General features: G+C 69.9%; 19 protein-coding genes. 7 read left to right on the forward strand and 12 right to left on the reverse strand.

The window, feature by feature from the left end; genetic code table 11:
• Positions 1 to 26: 26 nt before the first annotated feature.
• Positions 27 to 263: a hypothetical protein gene (locus ACOQFR_RS10430; RefSeq protein ID WP_421381588.1), complete on the forward strand. Its 237-nt coding sequence runs from the start codon at positions 27 to 29 to the stop codon at positions 261 to 263.
• Here ACOQFR_RS10430 and ACOQFR_RS10435 read toward each other — a convergent pair whose 3' ends face one another.
• Genes ACOQFR_RS10435 through ACOQFR_RS10455 form a run of 5 tightly spaced genes read right to left on the reverse strand, consistent with a single transcriptional unit; the run spans position 264 to position 7,702 of the window.
• Positions 264 to 1,772 carry an efflux transporter outer membrane subunit gene (locus tag ACOQFR_RS10435; protein WP_421381590.1) on the reverse strand — a complete coding sequence of 503 codons (1,509 nt, stop codon included), beginning with the start codon at positions 1,770 to 1,772 and terminating at the stop codon, positions 264 to 266.
• Positions 1,773 to 1,825: 53 nt separating this feature from the next.
• Positions 1,826 to 2,560, reverse strand: coding sequence for an SDR family oxidoreductase (locus tag ACOQFR_RS10440; protein WP_421381592.1), 735 nt, complete (start codon positions 2,558 to 2,560; stop codon positions 1,826 to 1,828).
• A 24-nt stretch (positions 2,561 to 2,584) separates the two neighbouring features.
• Complete coding sequence (locus ACOQFR_RS10445; protein ID WP_421381594.1) at positions 2,585 to 5,761, reverse strand: efflux RND transporter permease subunit; 3,177 nt, start codon at positions 5,759 to 5,761, stop codon at positions 2,585 to 2,587.
• Between the two features lie 21 nt (positions 5,762 to 5,782).
• Positions 5,783 to 6,955 carry an efflux RND transporter periplasmic adaptor subunit gene (locus tag ACOQFR_RS10450; protein ID WP_421381596.1) on the reverse strand — a complete coding sequence of 391 codons (1,173 nt, stop codon included), beginning with the start codon at positions 6,953 to 6,955 and terminating at the stop codon, positions 5,783 to 5,785.
• A gap of 39 nt (positions 6,956 to 6,994) precedes the next feature.
• Positions 6,995 to 7,702, reverse strand: a complete 708-nt coding sequence (locus ACOQFR_RS10455; RefSeq protein ID WP_421381598.1) for an SDR family NAD(P)-dependent oxidoreductase — start codon at positions 7,700 to 7,702, stop codon at positions 6,995 to 6,997.
• Positions 7,703 to 7,925: 223 nt separating this feature from the next.
• On the opposite strand from ACOQFR_RS10455, the gene ACOQFR_RS10460 reads away from it, so the two are divergent.
• The gene (locus ACOQFR_RS10460) at positions 7,926 to 8,954 is read left to right on the forward strand and encodes a LysR substrate-binding domain-containing protein (protein WP_421381600.1); all 1,029 of its coding nucleotides are present in this window, start codon (positions 7,926 to 7,928) and stop codon (positions 8,952 to 8,954) included.
• A gap of 38 nt (positions 8,955 to 8,992) precedes the next feature.
• Here the strand turns inward: ACOQFR_RS10460 and ACOQFR_RS10465 are convergent, their stop codons facing one another.
• The 5 genes from ACOQFR_RS10465 to ACOQFR_RS10485 form a co-directional block, all read right to left on the reverse strand.
• On the reverse strand, positions 8,993 to 10,525 hold the full coding sequence (locus ACOQFR_RS10465; protein WP_421381602.1) for a carboxylesterase/lipase family protein: 1,533 nt from the start codon (positions 10,523 to 10,525) through the stop codon (positions 8,993 to 8,995).
• 74 nt (positions 10,526 to 10,599) lie between these two features.
• Positions 10,600 to 11,937, reverse strand: a complete 1,338-nt coding sequence (locus ACOQFR_RS10470; protein ID WP_421381604.1) for a PQQ-dependent sugar dehydrogenase — start codon at positions 11,935 to 11,937, stop codon at positions 10,600 to 10,602.
• A 116-nt stretch (positions 11,938 to 12,053) separates the two neighbouring features.
• Positions 12,054 to 12,761 carry a pirin family protein gene (locus ACOQFR_RS10475; protein WP_421381606.1) on the reverse strand — a complete coding sequence of 236 codons (708 nt, stop codon included), beginning with the start codon at positions 12,759 to 12,761 and terminating at the stop codon, positions 12,054 to 12,056.
• 207 nt (positions 12,762 to 12,968) lie between these two features.
• Positions 12,969 to 13,868, reverse strand: coding sequence for a dienelactone hydrolase family protein (locus tag ACOQFR_RS10480; protein ID WP_421381608.1), 900 nt, complete (start codon positions 13,866 to 13,868; stop codon positions 12,969 to 12,971).
• Positions 13,869 to 13,957: 89 nt separating this feature from the next.
• Positions 13,958 to 14,737, reverse strand: a complete 780-nt coding sequence (locus ACOQFR_RS10485) for a DUF3667 domain-containing protein (RefSeq protein ID WP_421381610.1) — start codon at positions 14,735 to 14,737, stop codon at positions 13,958 to 13,960.
• Positions 14,738 to 14,935: 198 nt separating this feature from the next.
• Here ACOQFR_RS10485 and ACOQFR_RS10490 point away from each other — a divergent pair, with 198 nt between their 5' ends.
• The 5 genes from ACOQFR_RS10490 to ACOQFR_RS10510 are packed head-to-tail and all read left to right on the forward strand — an operon-like array spanning position 14,936 to position 19,325.
• Positions 14,936 to 15,616: a YIP1 family protein gene (locus tag ACOQFR_RS10490; RefSeq protein ID WP_421381612.1), complete on the forward strand. Its 681-nt coding sequence runs from the start codon at positions 14,936 to 14,938 to the stop codon at positions 15,614 to 15,616.
• Positions 15,617 to 15,642: 26 nt separating this feature from the next.
• Positions 15,643 to 16,887, forward strand: coding sequence for an efflux RND transporter periplasmic adaptor subunit (locus ACOQFR_RS10495; RefSeq protein ID WP_421381614.1), 1,245 nt, complete (start codon positions 15,643 to 15,645; stop codon positions 16,885 to 16,887).
• Complete coding sequence (locus tag ACOQFR_RS10500; RefSeq protein ID WP_421381616.1) at positions 16,884 to 17,594, forward strand: ABC transporter ATP-binding protein; 711 nt, start codon at positions 16,884 to 16,886, stop codon at positions 17,592 to 17,594. Before ACOQFR_RS10495 ends, ACOQFR_RS10500 begins: the two co-directional genes overlap by 4 nt.
• The gene (locus ACOQFR_RS10505; protein ID WP_421381618.1) at positions 17,594 to 18,814 is read left to right on the forward strand and encodes an ABC transporter permease; all 1,221 of its coding nucleotides are present in this window, start codon (positions 17,594 to 17,596) and stop codon (positions 18,812 to 18,814) included. The genes ACOQFR_RS10500 and ACOQFR_RS10505 overlap by 1 nt, the downstream gene beginning before the upstream one ends.
• 19 nt (positions 18,815 to 18,833) lie before the next feature.
• Positions 18,834 to 19,325, forward strand: a complete 492-nt coding sequence (locus tag ACOQFR_RS10510) for a hypothetical protein (protein WP_421381620.1) — start codon at positions 18,834 to 18,836, stop codon at positions 19,323 to 19,325.
• Between the two features lie 36 nt (positions 19,326 to 19,361).
• Here the strand turns inward: ACOQFR_RS10510 and ACOQFR_RS10515 are convergent, their stop codons facing one another.
• Entirely contained in the window at positions 19,362 to 20,378 is a 1,017-nt protein-coding gene (locus ACOQFR_RS10515) for a zinc-dependent alcohol dehydrogenase family protein (protein ID WP_421381622.1), read from the reverse strand.
• Between the two features lie 3 nt (positions 20,379 to 20,381).
• Positions 20,382 to 21,242, reverse strand: coding sequence for a 23S rRNA (adenine(2030)-N(6))-methyltransferase RlmJ (locus ACOQFR_RS10520; RefSeq protein WP_421381624.1), 861 nt, complete (start codon positions 21,240 to 21,242; stop codon positions 20,382 to 20,384).
• Between the last annotated feature and the right edge of the window lie 9 nt (positions 21,243 to 21,251).

The raw sequence follows: 21,251 nt of genomic DNA on the forward strand, positions 1-21,251 counted from the left end.
AGCACACCAACTCACGAGGCCCCGCCATGAAGACCCTCCACGACTTCTACCGCCTGTTCCCGAGCCGCCCGGCCCTGGCCGAACAGCCCGCCGCCCCGGCCGTCGCGCCGGTCCTGGCCCCGGTCGCCGCACCGCTGCCGGTGCGTGTTTCCAACCGCTACCGCGAGCGCGACTTCGGAAGTGGCTACGGCCGCAGCAGTGGCTACGCCCGCGACAGCCGCTACACCGCCCCGCACGACGACCGCCTGCTGCGCGTCTGCTGATCAGCGCGCGCTGGCGACCCGCGGCCGCTCCGGCGGCGCGTCCGGCCAGCCGCCCGCCAGGGCGCGGTACACCGCCACCAGCGAGGTCGCGGTCCGCGCCTGGCCCAGCGCCAGCTGGTCCTGAGCTTCCAGTCGCGCGCGCTCGGCGTCGATGACCGGCAGGTAGTCCACCAGGCCGCCCTCGAAGCGCACGCGGGCCAGTTCCGCGCCCCGCGTGCCGGCCTCGGCCGCGCGCTGCAGGTGCCCGAGTTCACGCCGGGCCTGCTGGTAACGGACCAGCGCATTTTCGGTTTCCTCCAGCGCCCGCAGCACGGTCTGCTCGTAGCGCGCCAGGTCTTCGTCGGCGCCGGCCTGCGCGGCCGCGATGCGCGCACGCACGCGCCCCACGTCCAGGAACGACCAGTCGATGCCCAGCGCGACCAGGCGGGTCTCGCCGTCGCGACGGAACAGGTCGCCGGCATCGGCGGCCTGGCTGCCCATCAGGCCGCTGAGCGTGAAGCGCGGAAACAGGTCGGCGGTGGCCACGCCGACGCGCGCGCTGGCGGCCTCGAGCCGCGACTCGGCCGCGGCGATGTCGGGACGTCGCCGCAGCAGATCGCCGGGCGTGCCCGGGTCGATCGATTCGAGCCGGGTCGGCAGCGGTTGATCCGGCGTCAGCAGGGACACCAGCGCAGCGGGCTCGCGACCGGTCAGCACCGCGATGCGATGCATCGCGCCCGCCAGCTCGGCTTCCAGCGCCGGGATGCGCGCGCGGGTGGATTCGAGCAGCGCGCGGGCGCGCTCGGCGTCCAGTTCGGTGCCGCGTCCGGCCTCCAGGCGGGCCATGACCAGCTGCAGCGAGCCGTCCAGGTTGTCGGCGTTGCCGCGTGCCACCGCCAGCTGGGCCTGGCGGCCGCGCAGTTCGAAATAGGTTTGCGCCACTTCCGCGGCCACCACGACCTGCAGCGCCGCCAGGTCGGCGGACGCGGCATCGCCTTCGGCGCGGGCCGCGCGGGCCCCGCTGCGCACGCGTCCGAACAGGTCCAGCTCCCACACGGCCGCGATGCCAGCGTCATGGCTTTCGACGTCGCGGGACGCGCGCGAAATCCCGGGCGCCTGGTCGGCACTTGCCCGCGATTCACTGGCCCCGGCCTGCGCGGTCACGGCCGGAAACAGGTCCAGGCGCGATTGCCGCGACAGGGCGCGGGCCTGGTCCAGGCGCGCCAGCCCGATGCGCAGGTCGTGGTTGGCACGCAGCGCATCCTCGACCAGCTGGGTCAGCAGGGGATCCTGGAAACGCTGCCAGAAGCGTCCGGCGTCGGAAGGTGCGACGGCAGGGGCCTCGGGCGCCGTGGACGTCATTGCCTCATCGGCCACGTCCGCCTCATAGGAAGCAGCGTTGGCGAACTGCGCAGGCGTCTCGAGTGCGGGCCGCAGGTTGTCCGCACCGACGCTGCAGCCAGCCAGCAGCAGCGACAACGCGATCGCGGACAGCCGCGGCATCGCGCGGGGGGAAATGGAACGCAGCATCAGAAACTCCGGGAAGGTCGGGGCAGGGCGCGCCGGTGCGGCGCGCCCTGCGCTTACCAGGGCAGGGCCTGGTCGAGGTGGAAGAAGCCGCCGTGCGGGCCATCCTCGCCCAGCAGGGCCAGGCGAACGCTGGTGTGCGCGCCTTCTGGGATGTCCATCGCGCCTTCGCCGGCATTCATGTCGGTGCGCACGTAGCCCGGGTGCAGGGTGTTGACCTTGATGCGGCTGTCGCGCAGTTCGTAGGCCAGCTGCACGGTCCAGGCGTTCACCGCGCTCTTGGACACGTTGTAGGCCGGCACCTTGAAGTCGTAGATGGGCGAACTGGGGTCATTGTGCAGGGTGACCGAGCCGAGCACGCTGGACACATTGACGATGCGCGCCGCGGCCGAGCGGTGCAGCAGCGGCAGGAAGGCCTGCGTCACGGCGATCAGGCCGAAGACATTGGTGTCGAAGGTGCGGCGCCAGGTGTCCTGGGTCTGCTGCGACACCTTCAGCGTGGGGTCGTCGATCAGGATGCCGGCGTTGTTGACCAGGATGTCCAGGCGGCCGTGCTTTTGTTCGACCTCGGCCACGGCGGCGGCGATGCTGGCCGCCTGGGTGACGTCGAGCGCGATCGCCTCGACCGGCAGTCCTTCGGCCTGCAGCTTGAGCGCGGCCTGCACCGCGCCGTCGCGGCTGCGGCCGGCCAGCAGGGTGTGCACGCCGGCGGCGGCCAGCTGGCGCACGGTCTCCAGGCCGATGCCGCGGGTGGCGCCGGTGACCAGCGCGATCTTGTTGGAAGTAGTCATGGGGAGTCCTTGTCTAGTCATGGATCAGGCGTGGGTCGCGGCGGTGGCGCTGCCGGCGGCGGGGGAATGCGAAACCAGCGGGCGATGCACCAGCTTGCGCAGCGCCACGTAGAACACGGGAGTCAGGAACAGGCCGAACAGGGTGACGCCCAGCATGCCGGCAAACACCGTGATGCCGGTGACAGAGCGCACCTCGGCGCCGGCGCCGCTGGAGAACACCAGCGGCACGGTGCCGGCGATGAAGGCGATGGACGTCATCACGATCGGGCGCAGGCGCAGGCGGCAGGCTTCCAGCGCGGATTCGACGATGCCCTTGCCCTGCAGCTCCAGTTCGCGGGCGAACTCTACGATCAGGATGGCGTTCTTGCAGGCCAGGCCCATCAGCACCACCAGGCCCACCTGCACGAAGACATTGTTGTCGCCGCCGGTCAGCCAGACGCCGACCAGGGCCGACAGCAGGGTCATCGGCACGATCAGGATCACGGCCAGCGGCAAGGTCCAGCTTTCGTACAGGGCCGCCAGCACCAGGAAGGCGAGCAGCACGGCCAGCGGGAACACCACCAGCGCGGCGCCGCCCTGGGTGGCCTGCTGGTAGCTCAGGTCGCTCCAGTCGTAGCCCATGCCGGCCGGCAGCGACTGCGCGGCCAGTTCCTCGACCTTGGCCATGGCCTCGGTGGACGAGAACAGGCGCGGGTCGGCTTCGCCCAGCACGTCGGCGGCCGGGTAGCCGTTGAAGCGGATGACCGGGTCGGGTCCGTAGGTCTGGCGGATGGTGACCAGGCTGCCGATCGGCACCATCTCGCCGCGGTCGTTGCGGGTGCGCAGGTTGCCGATGTCCTGCACGTCGTCGCGGAAGTTGCCGTCGGCCTGGGCGATCACCTGCCAGGTGCGGCCGAACAGGTTGAAGTCGTTGACGTAGGCCGAGCCCAGGTAGGTCTGCAGGGTTTCGAACAGCTCCGTCAGCGGCACGCCCTGCGCCTTGGCCTTGACCCGGTCCACCTCGGCGTCGAGCTGGGGCACGTTGGCCTGGTAGCTGCTGATCGGATAGCCCATGCCGGGCGTCTGCGACACCGCGCCCTGGAAGGCATTCACCGCGTTCTGCAGCTCGCCGTAGCCCAGGCCGGCGCGGTCCTCGATGAAGAGCGAGTAGCCCGAGCCATTGCCCAGTCCCTGGATCGGCGGCGGCATCAGCGCGAAGGCGAAACCTTCCTCGATGCCGGCGATCTTCTGGTTGAGCTCGGCGGTGATGTCGGCCGCGCTGCGGTCGCGCTCGGTGAAGGGCTTGAGCGTGAAGAAGGCGACGCCGCTGTTGGGGGTGTTGGTGAACTGCAGCGGATTGAGGCCCGGGAAGGCGATCTCGCTTTCCACGCCTTCGATCGACGTGGCGATTTCGGCGATCTTCGCCAGCGCGCGGTCGGTGCGCTCGATCGACGCGCCTTCGGGCATCTTGATGCCGGCGATCAGGTACAGCTTGTCCTGTACCGGGATGAAGCCGCCCGGCACCGCCGCGAAGATCGCCATGGTCGCCACCAGCAGCGCGGCGTAGACGCCGAACACGGTGCCGCGGCGGCCCAGCGTGCGCGACACCGCGCCTTCGTAGCGCTGCGAGCTGCGGCCGAAGAAGCGGTTGAAGGGCCGGAAGATCCAGCCGAACAGCCGGTCGATCAGGCGCGAGGGGGCATCCTTGGCCGCGTCGTGCGGCTTGAGCAGGATCGCGGCCAGGGCCGGCGACAGCGTCAGCGAGTTGATCGCCGAGATCACCGTCGAGATGGCGATGGTGACCGCGAACTGCTTGTAGAACTGGCCCGTGACGCCGTCCAGGAAGGCCATGGGCACGAACACCGCGCACAGGACCAGGGCGATGGCCACGATGGGGCCCGACACTTCCTTCATGGCCTGGTGCGCCGCGGCCAGCGGCGTCAGCCCTTCGCTGATGTTGCGCTCGACGTTCTCGACCACCACGATCGCGTCGTCCACCACGATGCCGATCGCCAGCACCAGCCCGAACAGGGTCAGCGTGTTGATCGAGAAGCCCAGCAGGTAGAGCACCGCGAAGGTGCCGACCACCGACACCGGCACCGCGATCAGCGGGATGATCGAGGCCCGCCAGGTCTGCAGGAACAGGATCACCACCAGCACCACCAGCAGGGTGGCCTCGAGCAGGGTGGTCACGACGGCGTCGATCGAGTCGCGCACGAAGATGGTGGTGTCGTAGATGGACTTGATCTCGACCCCGGGCGGCAGCCGGGTGGAAATCTCCGCCATCTTTTCCGTCACCGCGTCGCGGATTTCCAGCGCATTGGCGCCGGGGGCCTGGAAGATGCCGATGGCGGCCGCGTTCTGGCCGTCCAGGCGCGCGCGCAGAGTGTAGTCGCCCGCCGCCAGTTCGATCCGGGCGACGTCGGACAGCTGCACGATCTCGCCGCCGGCGCCGCTCTTGATGACGATGTTGCCGAATTCCTCGACCGTCTCCAGGCGTCCCTTGGCATTGATCGGCAGCAGGAAGTCGCTGCCGTTGGCCATCGGCTCGGCGCCGAGCTGGCCGGCCGAGACCTGCACGTTCTGCTCGCGCACCGCCCGCAGCACGTCGCCGGCGGTCAGGCCGCGCGAGGCGATCTTGTCGGGGTCCAGCCACAGACGCATGGCGTAGTCGCCGCCGCCGAAGGGCTGCGCATCGCCGACGCCGGGGATGCGCGCCAGCTCGTCCTTGACGTTGAGGCGCATGTAGTTGCGCAGGTACAGGGTGTCGTACTTGCCGTCGGTGGACACCAGGTGCACCACCATCAGGAACACGGGCGACTGCTTCTGCGTGGTCACGCCCTGGCGGCGCACGTCCTCGGGCAGCCGGGCCAGCGCCTGGCTGACCCGGTTCTGCACGCGCACGGCGGCCTCGTCGGGGTCGGTGCCCGGGCGGAACGTGACCGTCATCTGCATCACGCCGTCGGAGCCGGCGACCGACTTGACGTACATCATGTCCTCGACGCCGTTGATCGCTTCCTCCAGCGGCGTGGCCACGGTTTCGGCGATCACCTTGGGATTGGCGCCCGGATACACGGTGCGCACGACCACCGACGGCGGCACCACTTCGGGGTATTCACCGATGGGAAGCATCGGCAGGGCGATCAGGCCGGCGGCGAAGATCACGATCGACAGCACCGCAGCGAAGATCGGCCGGTCGATGAAAAAGCGGGAAAAATCCATGGAAGGCTCCGGTGCGGCGGATCAGGGCGAGCTGGCGACGGCGGCGGCCAGGCCCGGGGCCTGAGGCTTGGCGTCCAGCGGCATGCCCGGGAAGAAGATTTTCTGCACGCCGCTGACCACCACCTGGTCGCCGGCGGCCAGGCCACTTTCGACCACGCGCAGGCCGTCGACCATGCGGCCCAGGGTGACGTCCTTGCGCACGGCGGTCTTGTCGGCGCCCAGCACGTAGACGTACTTGCGGTCCTGGTCAGTCAGCACGGCCTTGTCGTCGATCAACAGCGCGGATTCGGGTTCGCTGCCGATCAGCTGCACGCGGGCGAACAGGCCGGGCGTGAACAGCCGATCGCTGTTGTCGAGCACGGCGCGGGCGCGAATGGTGCCGGTGCCCGGGTCCACCTGGTTGTCCATGAAGTCGAGCACGCCCACGTGCGGGTAGCCCTGCTCGCTGGACAGTCCGACCCGCACCGGGTTGCGCGCGTCCCGTGACGCGCCGCGGCCATCGTCGCGCGCCTGCTGGTTGTGGCGCAGGTAGGTCTGCTCGTCGCCTTCGAAGTACACGTGCACCGGGTTGAGCGACACCAGCGTGGTCAGCACCGTGGCATCGGGTGAGGCCAGGTTGCCGGTCGTGACGAGGGCGCGACCGGCCAGGCCGTCGATCGGCGCGCGAACCTGGGTGAACTCCAGGTTGAGGCGCGCCACCGCCACGCCCGCTTCGGCCGCGCTGACGTCGGAGGCGGCCTGCGAGGTGGCCGCGCGGCGCTGTTCGAACTCCTCGGTGGAAATCGCGCGCACGTCGGCCATCTTCTGCGCGCGCGCCAGCTCGCTGGCGGCCAGCGCGGCGCGGCTGCGGGCGCGGCTGAGCTCGGCCTGGGCGCGGTCGAACTCGGCCTGGTAGGTGCGGGCGTCGAGGGTGAAAAGCACCTGGCCCTTCTTCACCTCCTGGCCTTCCTCGTAGTTGACGCGCTCGATGTAGCCGCCCACGCGCGGGCGCAGCTCCACCGTCTCGACCGCGGCGATGCGGCCGGTGAACTCATCGGAGGTGGCGATGTCGCGGCTGACGACCGGGGCGATGCTGACCTGGGCCGGGGCGATGTTGCCGTGTTCCTGCGCCTGGCTGCCGCAGGCGGCCAGCACGGCGAGCGTGAGCGCGAAGGTCGCGGCGTGGGCGAGGTGGACGAGGGGATGACGGGTCATGGCGTGTTCTCTTTGCAAGGAATTCGGAGGGAGGGGATGTCAGAGCGGGCGGCGGCGGCGGTCGAAGCGCACCACCGGCTCGTGGCCGGCCAGGGCCAGCAGGTCGACCACGCGCTTGCCGAGCTCGTCGGGACGCGGCCAGTCGGGACAGCTGTGTTCACGATTGCCTTCGGTGCGCAGCGGGGCGCAGACGGCGAGCTGCTGTACGCGCACCGGGCCGCCCAGGGTTTCCTCGCGCAGCGCGCGCGCCAGCATGCGCAGCGCCGCCGAACTCACCGACAGCTGGCCATAGCCGGCCCAGGGCGACTCGGCCGCTGGCCCGCCGACCAGCAGGTAGGTGCCGCGGGCGTTGTTCTCCGACAGCATCGGAATCAGGTGCCGGGCCGCGACCAGGTGCGGGAAAAGATCTTCGTCGAACTTTTCGCGCAGGCGCTGCACCGGCTCGTCGAGCAGCCGGCCGGGCGTGAACGAGCCGCCGACCATCGCCACCACCGCGCCCGGCGGACGCCGCAGCAGGCGCACGGCATTGGCCAGCGCGGCGCCCGCGGTTTCGGTGCCGGTGTGGCCCGGCACGCGGACCAGTTCGGCCTGGCTGCCGTCCGGCCGCACCAGGGCCGACAGCTCGTCGCGCGTTGGCGCCACCGCGATCACGGCCAGGTGGGCTTCGAGCAGGGCACCGACCACGGCCTGGCCGACCTCGCCCGTGGCGCCCAGCACGAGCACCGGCTTCTGGATTGTCCCGCTCACGGGACGGTATGGACCATTATCTGGGTAAATCGGGACAGTCGACATGGCGGCGCATCGTTGGGAGGGGAGTCCAGGCCCCGCACCGGGGGAGGGGATATACGCGAAACCTGGACTCAGGGGCGCAAATCTAGGCCTGTCGCGGCCTCTTGATAAGCCGGCGAATTAGGGAATAATTGTCCCGTCAACGGGCCAATGCCCGGATCGCCCCCGCCAGGAGCCCGTCATGTCCCGCGACCTCAACGACACCCTGATCTTTGCCAAGGTGGTGGAGCAGGGCAGTTTCACCGCTGCCGCAAAACAGCTTGGCCTGCCCAAGACCACCGTCAGCCGCAAGGTCCAGGAGCTGGAGGAACGCCTCGGCGCCCAGCTGCTCAACCGCACCACGCGCAAGCTGGGGCTCACCGAAGCCGGCGCGGTTTATCACGACCACAGCGCGCGCATCGCGCGCGAGCTGGAAGAGGCCGAAAGCGCGGTGAACCAGCTTCAGGGCGGTCCGCGCGGCTGGCTCCGCGTGAGTGCGCCGTACTCGATCGGCGTGATGTGGATCGCGCCGCTGCTGGGCGAGTTCCACCAGCGCTATCCGGAAGTGCGCATCGACCTGCACCTGGGCAGCGAGAAGGTGGACCTGATCGCGTCCGACATCGACGTTGCGCTGCGCATCGGCACCTTGCCCGACTCCTCGCTGGTGGCGCGGCGCCTCGACGGCTTCCGCACCCAGATCTACGCCAGCCCCGAATACATCCGCCGGCACGGCGAGCCGCTGCATCCCAACGACCTGCAGCACCACCGCGTGCTGGCCTACGCCAAGAACCGCCACGGCAACCGCTTCCTGTGGCCGCTGGCCGCCGCCGGCGGCGGCGCGATCGAGGAATACCTGGTGCACCCGATCCTGGTGGCCAACGACCCGGCGCCGCTGCAGGGCGCCATGCTGTGCGGCGAAGGCCTGATGTTCGCCAGCGACGTGAGCATCAAGCCCTTCGTGGAAACCGGGCAGGCGGTGCGCGTGCTCGGTGGCTGGGTCGGACCGGAAGTGGATTTCAACGCGGTGTTCACCCGCGGCCGCGTGCCATCGCCCAAGGTGCGTGCCTTCGTCGACTTCCTGGTCGAGCGGCTGCGCTTCGACGTGAACTACATGAAGAAGAGCTGCCCCAGCCTGTGCAAGTCACAGGCCGCCGAAATGCTGGAGCTGCCGGTGCTGGACGAGCTGCCGGCGCTGTCGGCGCCGCCGCGCGACGTGGTGGTGGCCGCCTGATGGCGCGCCGCTGAGGGACGGCGCCGCTGGCGCGGCCGTCAGCGCGGCGCCAGCACGCCCCCCGACGCTTTGAGCAGCGTGATCAGCAGGTCGAGCCGGCGCTTCATGAAATCCGGGCGCGCGGTCGGCGCCGACGCCAGCTCCATCGCCACGGCCCGACGCACGCTGTCGGCGGGCCAGGCCGGTGCGCCGGCATGGTTGGGATCGCCGGTGCGCGCGAACGCCAGCCAGTAGTCGGCGGTCTGCCGCGCCACCGCGCGGTCCTGCGCGGTGAGCGGATGCGCCAGGCAGCCGCAGGTATCGCCGGTGCCAAACACGAAGGCGATTTCGCCGCCATGCGGCACGCCCGCCACCTTGCCCTGCTGTGCCTGCGGCACGTGGCTGAAGTAGTAGCGCCAGGTCGGCGCGCGCTGCGACTGCAGGTAGGCGATGCGCCGCGCGAACGCGGTGAACACCAGGTCTCGGATCAGGTAGCGGCCCAGCCGGTCGTTGTCCTCCACGCCCGGGTACAGCGGCTTGACCAGCACCCGCGCGGCGCGCAGCTTTTCGATCAGGCTGGCGGGCTCCAGGCCGAAGGCCACCGCCACCGTGGCCTCGTCGCTGTTGTTGCCGATCACCAGCGGCAGCGGGTGCTGCTTCTTCTGCTGGAAGGTTTCCAGGATCGTGCGCGGCAGCGCCGCATCGCCGACGATGAAGCCCGGCGCCAGGTTGGTGGCGGGGTCGGACAGGCCAAAGAATTTTTCCGGCGCAACGGCGCGCAGCTGGTCCAGGCTGGCGCGCTCGCCGGGCAGGCCGACGGCGTGGGCCACCGCGATGCCGGCGTCGCGGGCCTTTTTCCGCGTGTGGCTGGGGATCCCGTACGGGCTCTGGGCAATGCCGCGGGCGAACAGGCCGCGCCCCAGCGGCGAACTGTAGAGCGCCAGCACGCTTTGCCCGCCGGCCGATTCGCCAAACACCGTGACCTGCGCAGGATCGCCGCCGAAGGCCGCGATGTTGCGCTGCACCCACTGCAGCGCGGCGATCTGGTCGAGCAGGCCGAAGTTCATCGCCGACCGCTCGCCCAGCGCCGGGTGCGCGAAGAATCCCAGCGCGCCCAGGCGATAGTTGAACGTCACCACCACCACGTCGCGACGGGCGAGTTCCGCACCGTCGTAAAGCTTTACCGCGCCGCCGCCGAACACCAGGGCGCCACCGTGGATCCACACCATCACCGGGCGCTTGCCCTGCAGCGAGGGCGTCCAGACGTTGAGGTTGAGGCAGTCCTCGCCCAGGTCGCCGGGGCTGCCGCCGCCCTCGAGCGACGCGCCGGGTTGCTGCACGCAGGCCAGGCCGTTGCGCCGCGCGTCGCGCTCGCCGGTCCACGCGGCCACCGGTTGCGGTTCGCGCCAGCGCCGTTCACCCGTGGGCGGGGCCGCGTAGGGAATGCCGCGGAACACAGCCACCGCACCGTCCTGCACCCCGGCCACCTTGCCGGCCTCGGTGCTTGCGACGGAGCCGGATGCCTGCGCCGCGCCCGATGCGGCGCCGAAAACGAGGAGGACTGCGAACAGACCGGGACGCCACGCTGCCATGGAAGCACTCCGCCGGGGACAGGCGGCCAGCATAGCCAAAGCCGGGTCGGCGCGGTCTTTCCCGCGCGTGGCCGTCAGCGCACGCGGTCCAGCGGCAGCGCGGTCACCCGCCAGACGATGTTGCCGACGTCGTCGGCCACCAGCAGACCGCCGGACGCGTCGATGGCCACGCCCACCGGTCGGCCGCGTGCCTCGCCCTCGTCGCTGAGGAAGCCGCTGAGCAGGGCCTCCGGCTGGCCCGCGGGCTTGCCGTCCCGGAACGGCACGAACACCACCTGGTAACCGGCCCGCGGGCTGCGATTCCAGGAACCGTGCTGGCCCACGATCGCCCCGCCCAGATAGCGGTCGGGGAAGGCACTGCCATCGTAGAAGGCCAGTCCCAGCGAAGCGGTGTGGGCGCCCAGCGCATAGTCGGGCACGCGCGCCCGCGCCACGAGATCCGGCGCCTGCGGCTCGATCCGGGGATCGAGGTGCTGGCCGAAGTAGCTGTAGGGCCAGCCGAAGAATTCACCTTCGCGCACCGAGGTCATGTAGTCGGGCACCAGGTCGTTGCCCAGCTCGTCGCGTTCGTTCACCGCGGTCCACAGCTCGCGCGTGTGCGGGTTGAAGGCCATGCCGACGGGGTTGCGCAGGCCCGAGGCGAACACGCGCGTGCGCCCGGTGGCGGCGTCCACCGCCAGGATCGCGGCGCGGTCGGTCTCCTGGTCCATGCCGTTTTCGCCGATGTTGCTGTTCGAGCCCACGCCGACGTAAAGCGTGCGTCCGTCCTCGCTGGCCACCAGGCTCTTGGTCCAGTGGTGGTTCAAGGGGCCGCCCGGCAGCGGCGCCAGCACGGTGGGCGCGCCGGTGAGCGAGGTGTCGCCTTCGCGGTAAGGGAACCAGACCAGGGCATCGGTGTTGGCGATGTAGAAGCGGTCACCCACCAGGGCCATGCCGAAGGGCGAGTTGAGGCCTTCGACGAAGGTGACCTGCAGTTCGACCCGGCCATCGCGGTTGGCATCGCGCAGCAGGGTGATGCGGTTGGCGCTGGGCACGGTCGCGCCGGCGCGGGCCATGACCTTGCCGGCGATCCAGCCCTTGAGGCCCTTGGAGTCCTCGGGCCGCTCCGGCGCATTGGTCTCGGCCACCAGCACGTCGCCATTGGGCAGCACGTACAGCCAGCGCGGGTGATCGAGGTTGCGCGCGAACGGCGCCACTTCGAAACCCTCGGCGGGCACGGGCATTTCATGCACTTCCCAACCCACGGCCTTGGCAACCTTCACCGTCGGCACCAGGCCCTCGTCGGGCGGTGGCAGCCGCACCTCGGTGCCGGTGGTGGCGTAGGTGCCGGGCACCGGCGATTCGGCACAGGCGCCGAGCATCAGGGTGGCCAGAAGGATCGGCGTGATGACGGCGGCGTGGCGTGCGTTCATGGCGTCGATCCGGCGGAGGCAGGCTGCGAGCATGGTCCCGCGCAACTGAACGCGATGTCTAGGCCGGAGACTGCGGCCACGCGGCGCGCCCGGTGGGCGCGCGCCGCGCAGGACGATCAGTCCAGCGGCGGCAGGTCGAACACCAGCACTTCGGCATCCTTGCCGGACCCGACACTGACGACACTCTCGTCCTTGAACTTCAGGGCATCCCCGGCCGTGAGCCGATGCCCGTTCACCACCAGCTCGCCCCGCACCAGGTGCACGTAGCCGAGCCGGCCCGGCGCCAGCGTCAGCTCTGCGCTTTCCCCGCCATCGAACAGGCCCGCATACATGCGCGCGTCCTGCTGGATGGACACCGAAGCTTCGGCGCCATCCGGGCTCACCACCAGCGCCAGACGGCCGCGCTTGTCCTGGTCACCGAAGTGTTTCTGGGCATACCCGGGCTTGACGCCCATGAACTTCGGGATGATCCAGATCTGCAGGAAATGCGTGGTGCCGGTGGTGCTGTAGTTGAACTCGGAGTGGGTGATGCCGGTGCCGGCACTGAGCCGCTGGACTTCGCCGGGCACGATGTTCTCGGCATTGCCCATCGAGTCCTTGTGGCCCAGAGAACCTTCCAGCACGTAGCTGATGATTTCCATGTCGCGGTGGCTGTGCGTGCCGAAGCCTTGCCCGGCTTCGACGCGGTCCTCGTTGATGACCCGCAGCGGGCCCCAGTGCACGTGCGCGGGGTCGCTGTAGCCGGCGAAGGAGAAGCTGTGCCAGGAATCAAGCCAGCCGTGGTTGGCGTGGCCACGTTCGTGGGCGGGGCGGGCGATGATCATGGGCGGACTCCGTGGCGGCGACCGGGCGGGCCGCAGGCTGCGTTGCCCGGATCCGGTTGCGGTGTGCCTGAAGTATGGGAACGCGCAGATGCCGCATCAACGTGCGGAAAAGCGAACCCTACGTTGCAGCCATGGCGTGCTGTACCTGGCCGGGCCCGCGGGAAGCGGTGGCGCTCCCGTCGGGCCAGCGCAGGGACAGGCCGCCGCTCAGGCCGCCAGCGTCGATTTCAGGAATGCCACCGCCTCGCCCCAGGCCAGTTTCGCCGCCGCCTCGTCGTAGCGCGGCGTGGTGTCGTTGTTGAAGCCATGCTGGGTGCCCGGCGGCTGGATCAGGCGGTAGTCCACGCCGGCCTGATCCAGCGCGGCCTGGTAGGCGGGCCAGCCCGCGTTGACGCGCTCGTCGTCGGCGGCCAGCACCACCAGCAGCGAGGCCTTGATGCGCGGCACGTCGTCCAGCGGCGCGCCGCTGCCGTAGAAGGGGACGGCAGCGTCCAGGTCGGGCAGGCGCGTGGCGAGGAAGTTGGAGATGGCGCCGCCGTAGCAGAAGCCGATCACGCCCAGCTTGCCGTTGCCGCCCTCGCGTGCGTCGAGCCAGTTCGCTGCGGCCACCATGTCTTCGCGCGTCAGCGCCTGGTCGAGTTTGCCGAACAGGGCGCGGGCGCTGTCCTCGTCGCCGGGATAGCCGCCCAGCGGGAACAGCGCATCGGGCGCGAACGCGCGGAAGCCTTCCAGCGCCAGCCGGCGCGCAATGTCTTCGATGTGCGGGTTCAGGCCACGGTTCTCGTGCACCACCAGCACCTGCGGCAGGGCCTCGCCGGCGTCGCGGGGCTCCACGAGATAGCCGCGACCGGTGCCATAACCCTGCGGGGACGGGAATTGCACGAAGCGCGCATGCAGACGGCCGTCATCGGGCTTGACCACCTGCGCCGCGGCGAAGTCCGGCGCCAGCGCCGCCAGCAGGCCCGCCGCACCTGAGGCGCCCACCGAATACGCCGCTGCCCCCTTGAGGAAGCCGCGCCGGTCGATCAGTCCGTGCACGTACTGGTCGAACAGCCGCATCACCGCGGGGTCGAAATCCTGCACCGTCTTGCGCGGGGTTTGGCTCATGACCGGCTCCGAAGGGTAGGGATGCCGGAAGCATTCCAGAGCCCGCGCTGGCGGCGCGTGAAGGGTCCGTCAGACGTGGGCTCGCCAGCTCACATCCGGGTAAGGATCACGACGACCACGGCCAGCTGGCCCGAAACCACGCTGAGCACGAAATCCATCGCGGCCACCGCGGCCCCGCGCACCAGGCTGCCCGGCCAGGAGCGTCCGTACACCCGGCGGCTGGCCAGGCTGGCCCACAGGAACAGCAGGAACATGCCCAGGGGCAGGGTTGCGGTGAAGACGGCCAGGCGATCCGCCGCCGGCACCAGGGCGATCACCAGGGTGAGCAGCGAATACACCGCGAAGTCGAACACGGTGTAGTGCAACGCATAGACCATGTGCGCGCCGATGGGCGCGCGGTTGCCCAGGTGCAGCAAGGCGACCCAGAGCCCCATCACCAGCACCGACGCGAACTTGAACAGTGCCGTCAGGTCGCCCACGAGGTTGGCCGCCGCATCGTCCAGGTAGACCTCGCGCACCGGCGCCGGCATCGCGCCCTCGGGCAGGGCGCGGACCTGGTCCACGTTGATCTGGAAGGTCACGTCCCAGGCCAGCAGGAAGTACACGCCGCTGAGCAGCAGGTACAGGCGCAGCGGGGGGAAATACTGCTGCCAGCGATAGTCCAGCCAGGCCCGCGTCAGCAGGCCGGGCCGGAAGATGCCGCCCAGGGTGCGCCACAGGCGCGAGTCAGTGTTGCTGACCTCCTCCCACGCCTCCCCGGCGAGGTGGCGCAGGCCGAAATCGCCGGGCTGGGGCTGGCGCTGGCCGCAGGCCGGGCAGTACGGGCCATCGACGGCGGCGCTGCAGCCGGGACAAGTGCGGATGGTCATGCGTTGGTTCCCCCTGCGGCGAGTCTAGCCCGCGGGTGCGCGGCCTTGTCACGTTTCGTCCCGTCGCACCGTCTGGGCTTTCATCGGCATTGGGGCGGCTTTCGTCCCAAGGCCGGACCGGTGGCGGCGTGAATGCCCTACCATTCGCGGGCCGGACAGGGAATCGGCCGTTGCATCCATTCGATTACGGGGAATCACATGTCGCAGCTGATCAACATCTTCGTGGACCCGGCCAAGGTCTTCACCGAGCTCAAGGAAAAGCCGAGCTTCCTGCTGCCCACCCTGGTGGTGGTGCTGGTCGGCGCGCTGGCCATCGTGCTCTACCACCTGCGCGTGGACCCGCAGTGGTTCCTGGACCACCGCGACGCGGCCATGGCCGGCCAGATGAGCAAGGCCGAGCTGGACCAGGTGCGCAGCGTGCTGCCGGGCGCCCGCGCCTCGGGCTACATCGGTGCGGCCATGGTCTTCATCATGTCCCTGGTGATCTACGTGGTGGTGGCGCTGTACTACCTGCTGGCCGGCAAGATCACCGGCAACGCGGTCAGCTTCCGCCACGGCCTGGCCCTGGTGGCCTGGGCCGGCGTGCCGATGGTGCTGGGCAGCGTGATCATGCTGGTGGGCACCTACACCAGCTCGCCGCAGACCGGCCTGGAGTCGCTGCAGCTGCTCAACGTCGATCCGCTGTTCGTGCAGCTGCCGATGGACCATCCCTGGAGCACGCTGGCCAAGTCCAGCAGCCTGCTGATCCTGTGGGTGGTGTTCCTGGCGGCGCTGGGCTGGAAGACCTGGTTCCGTACCGGCTGGGGCCAGGCCATCGCCGTGGCCCTGTTCCCGTGGCTGCTTTATTTCGGCGCACTGTCGATTCCCGCCCTGGTCTGACCTGATCCGCCTCTCTGGAACCGCGCATGAAATTCAACAGGAAGTACGTCGTCGCCGCCGCGATCATCGCCCTGATCGCCATTCCGCTGATGATCAAGGCCGGCCGCGGCGAGTCCAGCAAGGAAGTGGAGATCGCGGTGGCCGGAAACCAGGCCATCCGCCCCACCATCCTGGCCTCGGGCGTGCTGGCCTACCTCACCGAGGTCAACCTGACCTCGGAAGTGGTGGCCAAGGTGCGCGAGATCCTGGTGGAGGAGGGCGACACGGTCGAGAAGGGCCAGCTGCTGCTGCGCCTGGACCCGGAGTCCTACCGCAACGCGATCGAGCGCGAGGAGGCCAGCCGGCGCCAGGGCCTGATCAGCATCCAGCGCCAGCGCCTGGCGCTGGCGCTGGCCGAGAAGAAGCTCGAGCGCGGCGCGCAGCTGTTCGAGCGAAAGATGATCGGCCAGAGCGAATACGACGACCTGCGCAACGGCCGCGACCTGGCCCGCGTCGAGCTGCAGAGCAGCGAGGAGGCCGTGCGCCGCGCCGACGCCATCCTCGGCGAGGCGCGCGACCAGTTCAGCAAGACCGACATCCGCTCGCCTATCAGCGGCGTCATCGTGGCGCTGCCGATCAAGGTCGGTGAAACCGCGATCGCGTCCACCAATGCCTTCGCGGGCGCCCAGCTGATGCAGATCGCCGACACCTCGGCCATCCAGGCAGAGCTGAAGGTGGACGAGGCCGACATTTCCAAGATCGCCGTCGGCCAGGACGTGAACGTCTACGCCGCCGCGTATCCGGACCTGGCCCTGAAGGGGAAGGTGCACCAGATCGCGCTGGCGCCGACCCTGGAGAACCAGGGCCGCTCCTACGAGGTCACCGCGCTGCTGGAAACGCCCAAGGACATCTCCCTGCGTTCGGGCATGAGCGCACGCGCCGACATCTTCCTGGGCGATGGCGGCGAGAAGCTGGCCGTGCCGGTGGAAGCCGTCGGCACCGACGTGGACGAGAAGAAGAAGGTCACCCGTTTCGTCTGGGTCGACCGCGACGGCGTGGCGCGCAAGGTCGTCGTGCAGACCGGACTGTCGGATGACAGCTGGGAAGAGATCACGTCGGGCCTGAAGCCCGGCGACCGCGTGATCACCGGACCGGGCAAGACCGTGCGCGGGCTGGTCGAAGGCGAGCGCATCCGCCAGGCCGAAGCCAAGCCTGGCAAGGACGGCGCGGACGACAAGGATGCCGGGTCCGACGCCGAGGATGACGCCGACACCGGGGACGCCGGCGAATGATCCGCCTGACCGGCATCGTCAAGCGCTACATCATGGGCGAGGAGGAACTGCTGGCCCTGGCCGGCGTGGACCTGCACATCGGCCGCAACGAGTACGTGGCCCTGATCGGCCCGTCCGGTTCCGGCAAGTCCACCCTGATGAACCTGCTGGGCTGCCTGGACACGCCGACCTCGGGCACCTACGTGCTCAACGGCCGCGACACCTCGACCATGAACGACAACGAGCTGGCCCAGGTGCGCAACCAGGAAATCGGCTTTGTGTTCCAGAGCTTCCACCTGCTGCCGCGCCTGACCGTGCTGGAAAACGTGATGCAGCCGCTGGTCTACCGCGGCCTGCCGCGGCCCGAGCGCAAGCGCCTGGCCACCGAGGCGCTGGAGAAGGTGGGCCTGGGCAACCGCCTGGGCCACCGCCCCAACCAGCTTTCGGGCGGCCAGCGCCAGCGCGTGGCCGTGGCGCGCGCCCTGGTCGGCAAGCCCTCGATCCTGCTGGCCGACGAGCCCACCGGCAACCTCGACTCGCGCACCTCGGCCGACATCATGGCCCTGTTCGACGAAGTGCACCGCAGCGGCCAGACCGTGGTGGTGGTGACGCACGAGCCCGACATCGCCGCCTACTGCAAGCGCACCCTGCGGGTGAACGACGGCAGGATCGTGCAGGACAGCCTCAATCCGCCCCGCGTCCCGGCCGCCGCCGGGGGAGCCCACTGATGTACGCCTTCGTCGAAGCCTTCCGCGCCGCGCTGACCAGTCTGATGGGCCACCGCATGCGCAGCTTCCTGACCACGCTGGGCATCCTGATCGGCACCGCCTCGGTGATCGCCGTGGTGTCGCTGGTGCAGGGCTTTTCCAAGTCCATCTCCGACCAGTTTGCCGACCTGGGCGGCAGCACGCTGACCCTGCAGGCCTACACGCCCTTCGCCGAGGCCAGCGTGGGCAAGGAAAACCGCCTGAGCTTCCAGGACGTGGACACCCTGCGCTACCGGGTGCCGGGAGTGGACCAGGTGGTGCCCACCATGTTTATTCCGCTGGCGTCGGCCGGATTCCGCGGCCGCTCGGCCAGCCCGCAAGTGCTGGCCACCACGGCCGAGTACCCGGCGGTGCGCGGCAACTACCCGGCCAAGGGTCGCTTCATCGTCGCCAGCGACGACCGCGGCCGGCGCCGCGTCGCGGTGATCGGCGACAAGCTGATCGAGGACCTGGACCTGCCCGAGGATCCGATCGGCGAGTTCATCCGGGTCGGCAGCGAGTGGTTCAAGATCGTCGGCGTGATGGAGAAGCGCGGCGAGATCTTCGGCTTCAACCAGGACAACATCGTGCTGATTCCCTTCGACGTGGGCCGGGCCATGACCGGCAACAACGTCGAGCCGCGCATGTCGGTGTCCTTCACCGCGCAGAACCTGGAGGACGTGGAGGCGCTGCGCGAACGCACCAAGCGCGCCATCCGCGCCTCGCACCGGCTGCGGCCGGGCGACGAGGACGATTTCCGGGTCGAAGCCGCCGATTCCTTCGTCAAGCAGTTCGAGACCATCACCGGCACCGCCACGGCGGTGCTGGCCGGCATCGTCAGCATTTCGCTGCTGGTGGGCGGCATCGGCATCATGAACATCATGCTGGTGTCGGTGACCGAGCGTACCCGCGAGATCGGCATCCTCAAGGCGCTGGGCGCGACGCGGCGCGACATCCTGGTCCAGTTCCTGCTCGAGGCCGGCCTGTTGGCTTTGCTGGGCGGCGTGATCGGCATCGTGCTGGGCGTGGCCATCGGCGTTGGCGTGGCCAGCCTGATCCCGGGCTTCCCGCCGGCCTCGGTGCCGCTGTGGGTGATCGCCGCGGCCGCGGGTTTCTCGGCCCTGGTGGGAGTGGTATTCGGCATCATGCCCGCGTCCAAGGCCGCGGGCCTGGATCCGATCGAAGCCCTGCGTTACGAGTGATCGGAAAAGGAGAGGGACGATGCAGGCGGCGGTGGCGTGGCCGCCCGGCTACCGGGCGATGATGACGGGACTGATGGTGCTGGCCGTCGGCGTGGGCTTGCTAGCGGGGCTGCTGGCCATCTTCTGGTCGCCCTGGCTGTGGGTGTTCGCGATCGGTGGCGCGCTGATGGCCTATTCGATGGGCGCGGCCGCGCGCCACATGCGCGAGCGGCCGATGCTGGCCGTGCACGAGGGGCGGCTGCTGTGCCGGCTGGAGGGCACGCGCTCGGGCAAGAGCGCGCGGCTCACCAACGAGCACTGGTTCGCGCTGGACGAGATCGAAAGCATCGGACGCGAAGTGCAGCCCTGGCCCGGCAAGGGCGGCGAACGCCATGTGTACCGGCTGCACCTGCGCAATGGCCGCAACCTCGGACTGGTGCCGCGCCCAATCGATCCGGGGACCCGCCAGGCGATGGCGGACTTCTTCGATCGGCAGCTGCCCGGCCGGGTGCAGGAAACGCGGATCGGCTGAGGCTGCGCACCGGCCGTCGACCGGTGCGCATTGCGCTCAGATCGCCGCGCGCGAAGGTCCGTTGGGTTCGATCACGATCTTGCCGTCGCGGGCGCCGCTGGCGGCCGCCGCCACCGCCTCGCGGATGTCGTCCAGCCCGTAGCTGGCCTGGATGCGCGCCTGCAGCTTGCCCTCGGCGATCAGTCCGGCGATTTCGCCGAACACCGCCATGCGCTTGTCCGGCGCCGCCTTCTTGAACCACTGCGACAGCCAGAAGCCGCGCAGCACGATGTCGCGGAAGACGAAGTAGCGCGGCGAGATCATGCAGCGCTCGCCGCTCATCGCGCCGTAGTTGACCAGGGTGCCGCCTTCGACCAGGCAGCGCGCCAGGTTCTCGGTGCTGACCCCGCCCACGCAGTCGATGGCCAGCTTCACCGGCACGTCGCCGACGAGTTCGCGCACGCGCTTGGGCAGGTCCTCGGCGTCCACCACCACGTGCTCGGCGCCGCTGGCCTTGACCGCCTCGATGGCCGAGGCGCGCCGCACCACGTTGATGGTGTTGATGCCGCGCAGCTTCGCCAGCTGCACCAGGTAGCCGCCGACCGCGGAGTTGGCCGCGTTCTGGATCACCCAGTCGCCCGGCTGCAGGTCCACGAATTCGGTGAGCATCAGCAGGGCCGTGGGCGGGTTCACCGTCAGCATGGACAGCTGCACCGGGTCCACGCCCGAAGGCAGCGGCACCAGGCCCTTGGCGGGCAGGGTGAGGTGGGTGGTCCAGGTGCCGCAGCCCACGGGCAGCAGCACCACGGTGCCGGCGGGCAGGCCGGTGACGCCGTCGCCGACCTCGAGGATGCGGCCCACGCCCTCGTTGCCGCCCACCGCCGGCAGCGGCGGCAGCAGGCCGTACTCGCCGGTGAGGGTAAGCACGTCGGAGGGGTTGATCGGCGCGGCCAGCACGGCCACGCGCACCTGGCCGGCCTGCAGCGGCGGCAGTTCGAAGTCCACCGCGTGGATCACGTCCTGCGGCACGGGGCCGCGCTGTTCGTACTGGGCTTTCTTGGGCTGGGTGGTCATGGCTCAGGCCTTGTCTTGCTTCAACCAGGTGAGGCGCCAGGAAGCGCCGGCTTCGCCCATGGCCTGGGCGAGGGGTTTCAACGCGGGTTCGATCTCTTTTTCGATGTTCCAGGGCGGATTGACCAGCAGCATGCCGCTGCCGTTCATGCGCAGCGGCGAATCGTCGGGCCGCACCAGCAGCTCGATCGCCAGCGCCGACTTCGCCGGCAGCGTGGCCACCTTGCGGAAGAAGGGATGCAGGCTGGGCCGCTGCTTGATCGGGTACCACACCGCGAAGATGGCCTGCGGGAAGCGCAGCAGGGCGTCGCCCAGCGCGGCCAGGATCAGCGGGTACTCGGCCTCCTGGGCTTCGTAGGGCGGATCCACCAGCACCAGGGCACGGGCGAAGCGGGTGGCGCCATCCTTGGGTGGCAGCAGCGCCTTGAGCGCGGCGTACCCGTCGCGCTGGTGCACGTGGCTGCGCGGATCGCCGTGCAGCAGCGCTTTGAGCGCCGCCGCCTCCTCGGCCACCAGTTCGCAGGCGGCGAAGCGGTCCTGGGGGCGCAGGGCCTGGGACACCAGCAGGGGAGAGCCCGGGTAGGACTGCGGGGCATCGGCCTGGGTGGCGGCGACCGCGGCGAGGTAGCGCGACAGCGCCGGGGGGGCGGCCGGCCTGGCGTTCCAGACGCGGTGGATGCCGGCCTTGGCCTCGCCGGTCTTGCTGGCCTGGCCGCCGGACAGGTCGTAGCGGCCGCGCCCGGCGTGGCTGTCGAGCACGAAGAAGCCGGCGTCCTTGCGCTTGAGCGCATCGAGCAGGGCCACCAGCACCAGGTGCTTGAGCACGTCCGCATGGTTGCCGGCATGGAAGCCGTGACGGTAGTTCATGGCGGCAGT

Source organism: Arenimonas sp. MALMAid1274 (genome assembly GCF_049195245.1).
In the GTDB taxonomy this organism is placed as follows: Bacteria; Pseudomonadota; Gammaproteobacteria; order Xanthomonadales; family Xanthomonadaceae; genus Arenimonas.

What these genes read in the sequence shown, in the direction of transcription:
- ACOQFR_RS10475 (WP_421381606.1), bottom strand. Translation starts at nt 12,761, where the DNA reads ATGATCATCGCCCGCCCCGCCCACGAACGTGGCCACGCCAACCACGGC.
- ACOQFR_RS10440 (WP_421381592.1), bottom strand. Translation starts at nt 2,560, where the DNA reads ATGACTACTTCCAACAAGATCGCGCTGGTCACCGGCGCCACCCGCGGC.
- ACOQFR_RS10460 (WP_421381600.1), top strand. Translation starts at nt 7,926, where the DNA reads ATGTCCCGCGACCTCAACGACACCCTGATCTTTGCCAAGGTGGTGGAG.
- ACOQFR_RS10430 (WP_421381588.1), top strand. Translation starts at nt 27, where the DNA reads ATGAAGACCCTCCACGACTTCTACCGCCTGTTCCCGAGCCGCCCGGCC.
- ACOQFR_RS10490 (WP_421381612.1), top strand. Translation starts at nt 14,936, where the DNA reads ATGTCGCAGCTGATCAACATCTTCGTGGACCCGGCCAAGGTCTTCACC.
- ACOQFR_RS10435 (WP_421381590.1), bottom strand. Translation starts at nt 1,772, where the DNA reads ATGCTGCGTTCCATTTCCCCCCGCGCGATGCCGCGGCTGTCCGCGATC.
- ACOQFR_RS10480 (WP_421381608.1), bottom strand. Translation starts at nt 13,868, where the DNA reads ATGAGCCAAACCCCGCGCAAGACGGTGCAGGATTTCGACCCCGCGGTG.
- ACOQFR_RS10520 (WP_421381624.1), bottom strand. Translation starts at nt 21,242, where the DNA reads ATGAACTACCGTCACGGCTTCCATGCCGGCAACCATGCGGACGTGCTC.
- ACOQFR_RS10465 (WP_421381602.1), bottom strand. Translation starts at nt 10,525, where the DNA reads ATGGCAGCGTGGCGTCCCGGTCTGTTCGCAGTCCTCCTCGTTTTCGGC.
- ACOQFR_RS10470 (WP_421381604.1), bottom strand. Translation starts at nt 11,937, where the DNA reads ATGAACGCACGCCACGCCGCCGTCATCACGCCGATCCTTCTGGCCACC.
- ACOQFR_RS10445 (WP_421381594.1), bottom strand. Translation starts at nt 5,761, where the DNA reads ATGGATTTTTCCCGCTTTTTCATCGACCGGCCGATCTTCGCTGCGGTG.
- ACOQFR_RS10510 (WP_421381620.1), top strand. Translation starts at nt 18,834, where the DNA reads ATGCAGGCGGCGGTGGCGTGGCCGCCCGGCTACCGGGCGATGATGACG.
- ACOQFR_RS10515 (WP_421381622.1), bottom strand. Translation starts at nt 20,378, where the DNA reads ATGACCACCCAGCCCAAGAAAGCCCAGTACGAACAGCGCGGCCCCGTG.
- ACOQFR_RS10505 (WP_421381618.1), top strand. Translation starts at nt 17,594, where the DNA reads ATGTACGCCTTCGTCGAAGCCTTCCGCGCCGCGCTGACCAGTCTGATG.
- ACOQFR_RS10500 (WP_421381616.1), top strand. Translation starts at nt 16,884, where the DNA reads ATGATCCGCCTGACCGGCATCGTCAAGCGCTACATCATGGGCGAGGAG.
- ACOQFR_RS10485 (WP_421381610.1), bottom strand. Translation starts at nt 14,737, where the DNA reads ATGACCATCCGCACTTGTCCCGGCTGCAGCGCCGCCGTCGATGGCCCG.
- ACOQFR_RS10450 (WP_421381596.1), bottom strand. Translation starts at nt 6,955, where the DNA reads ATGACCCGTCATCCCCTCGTCCACCTCGCCCACGCCGCGACCTTCGCG.
- ACOQFR_RS10495 (WP_421381614.1), top strand. Translation starts at nt 15,643, where the DNA reads ATGAAATTCAACAGGAAGTACGTCGTCGCCGCCGCGATCATCGCCCTG.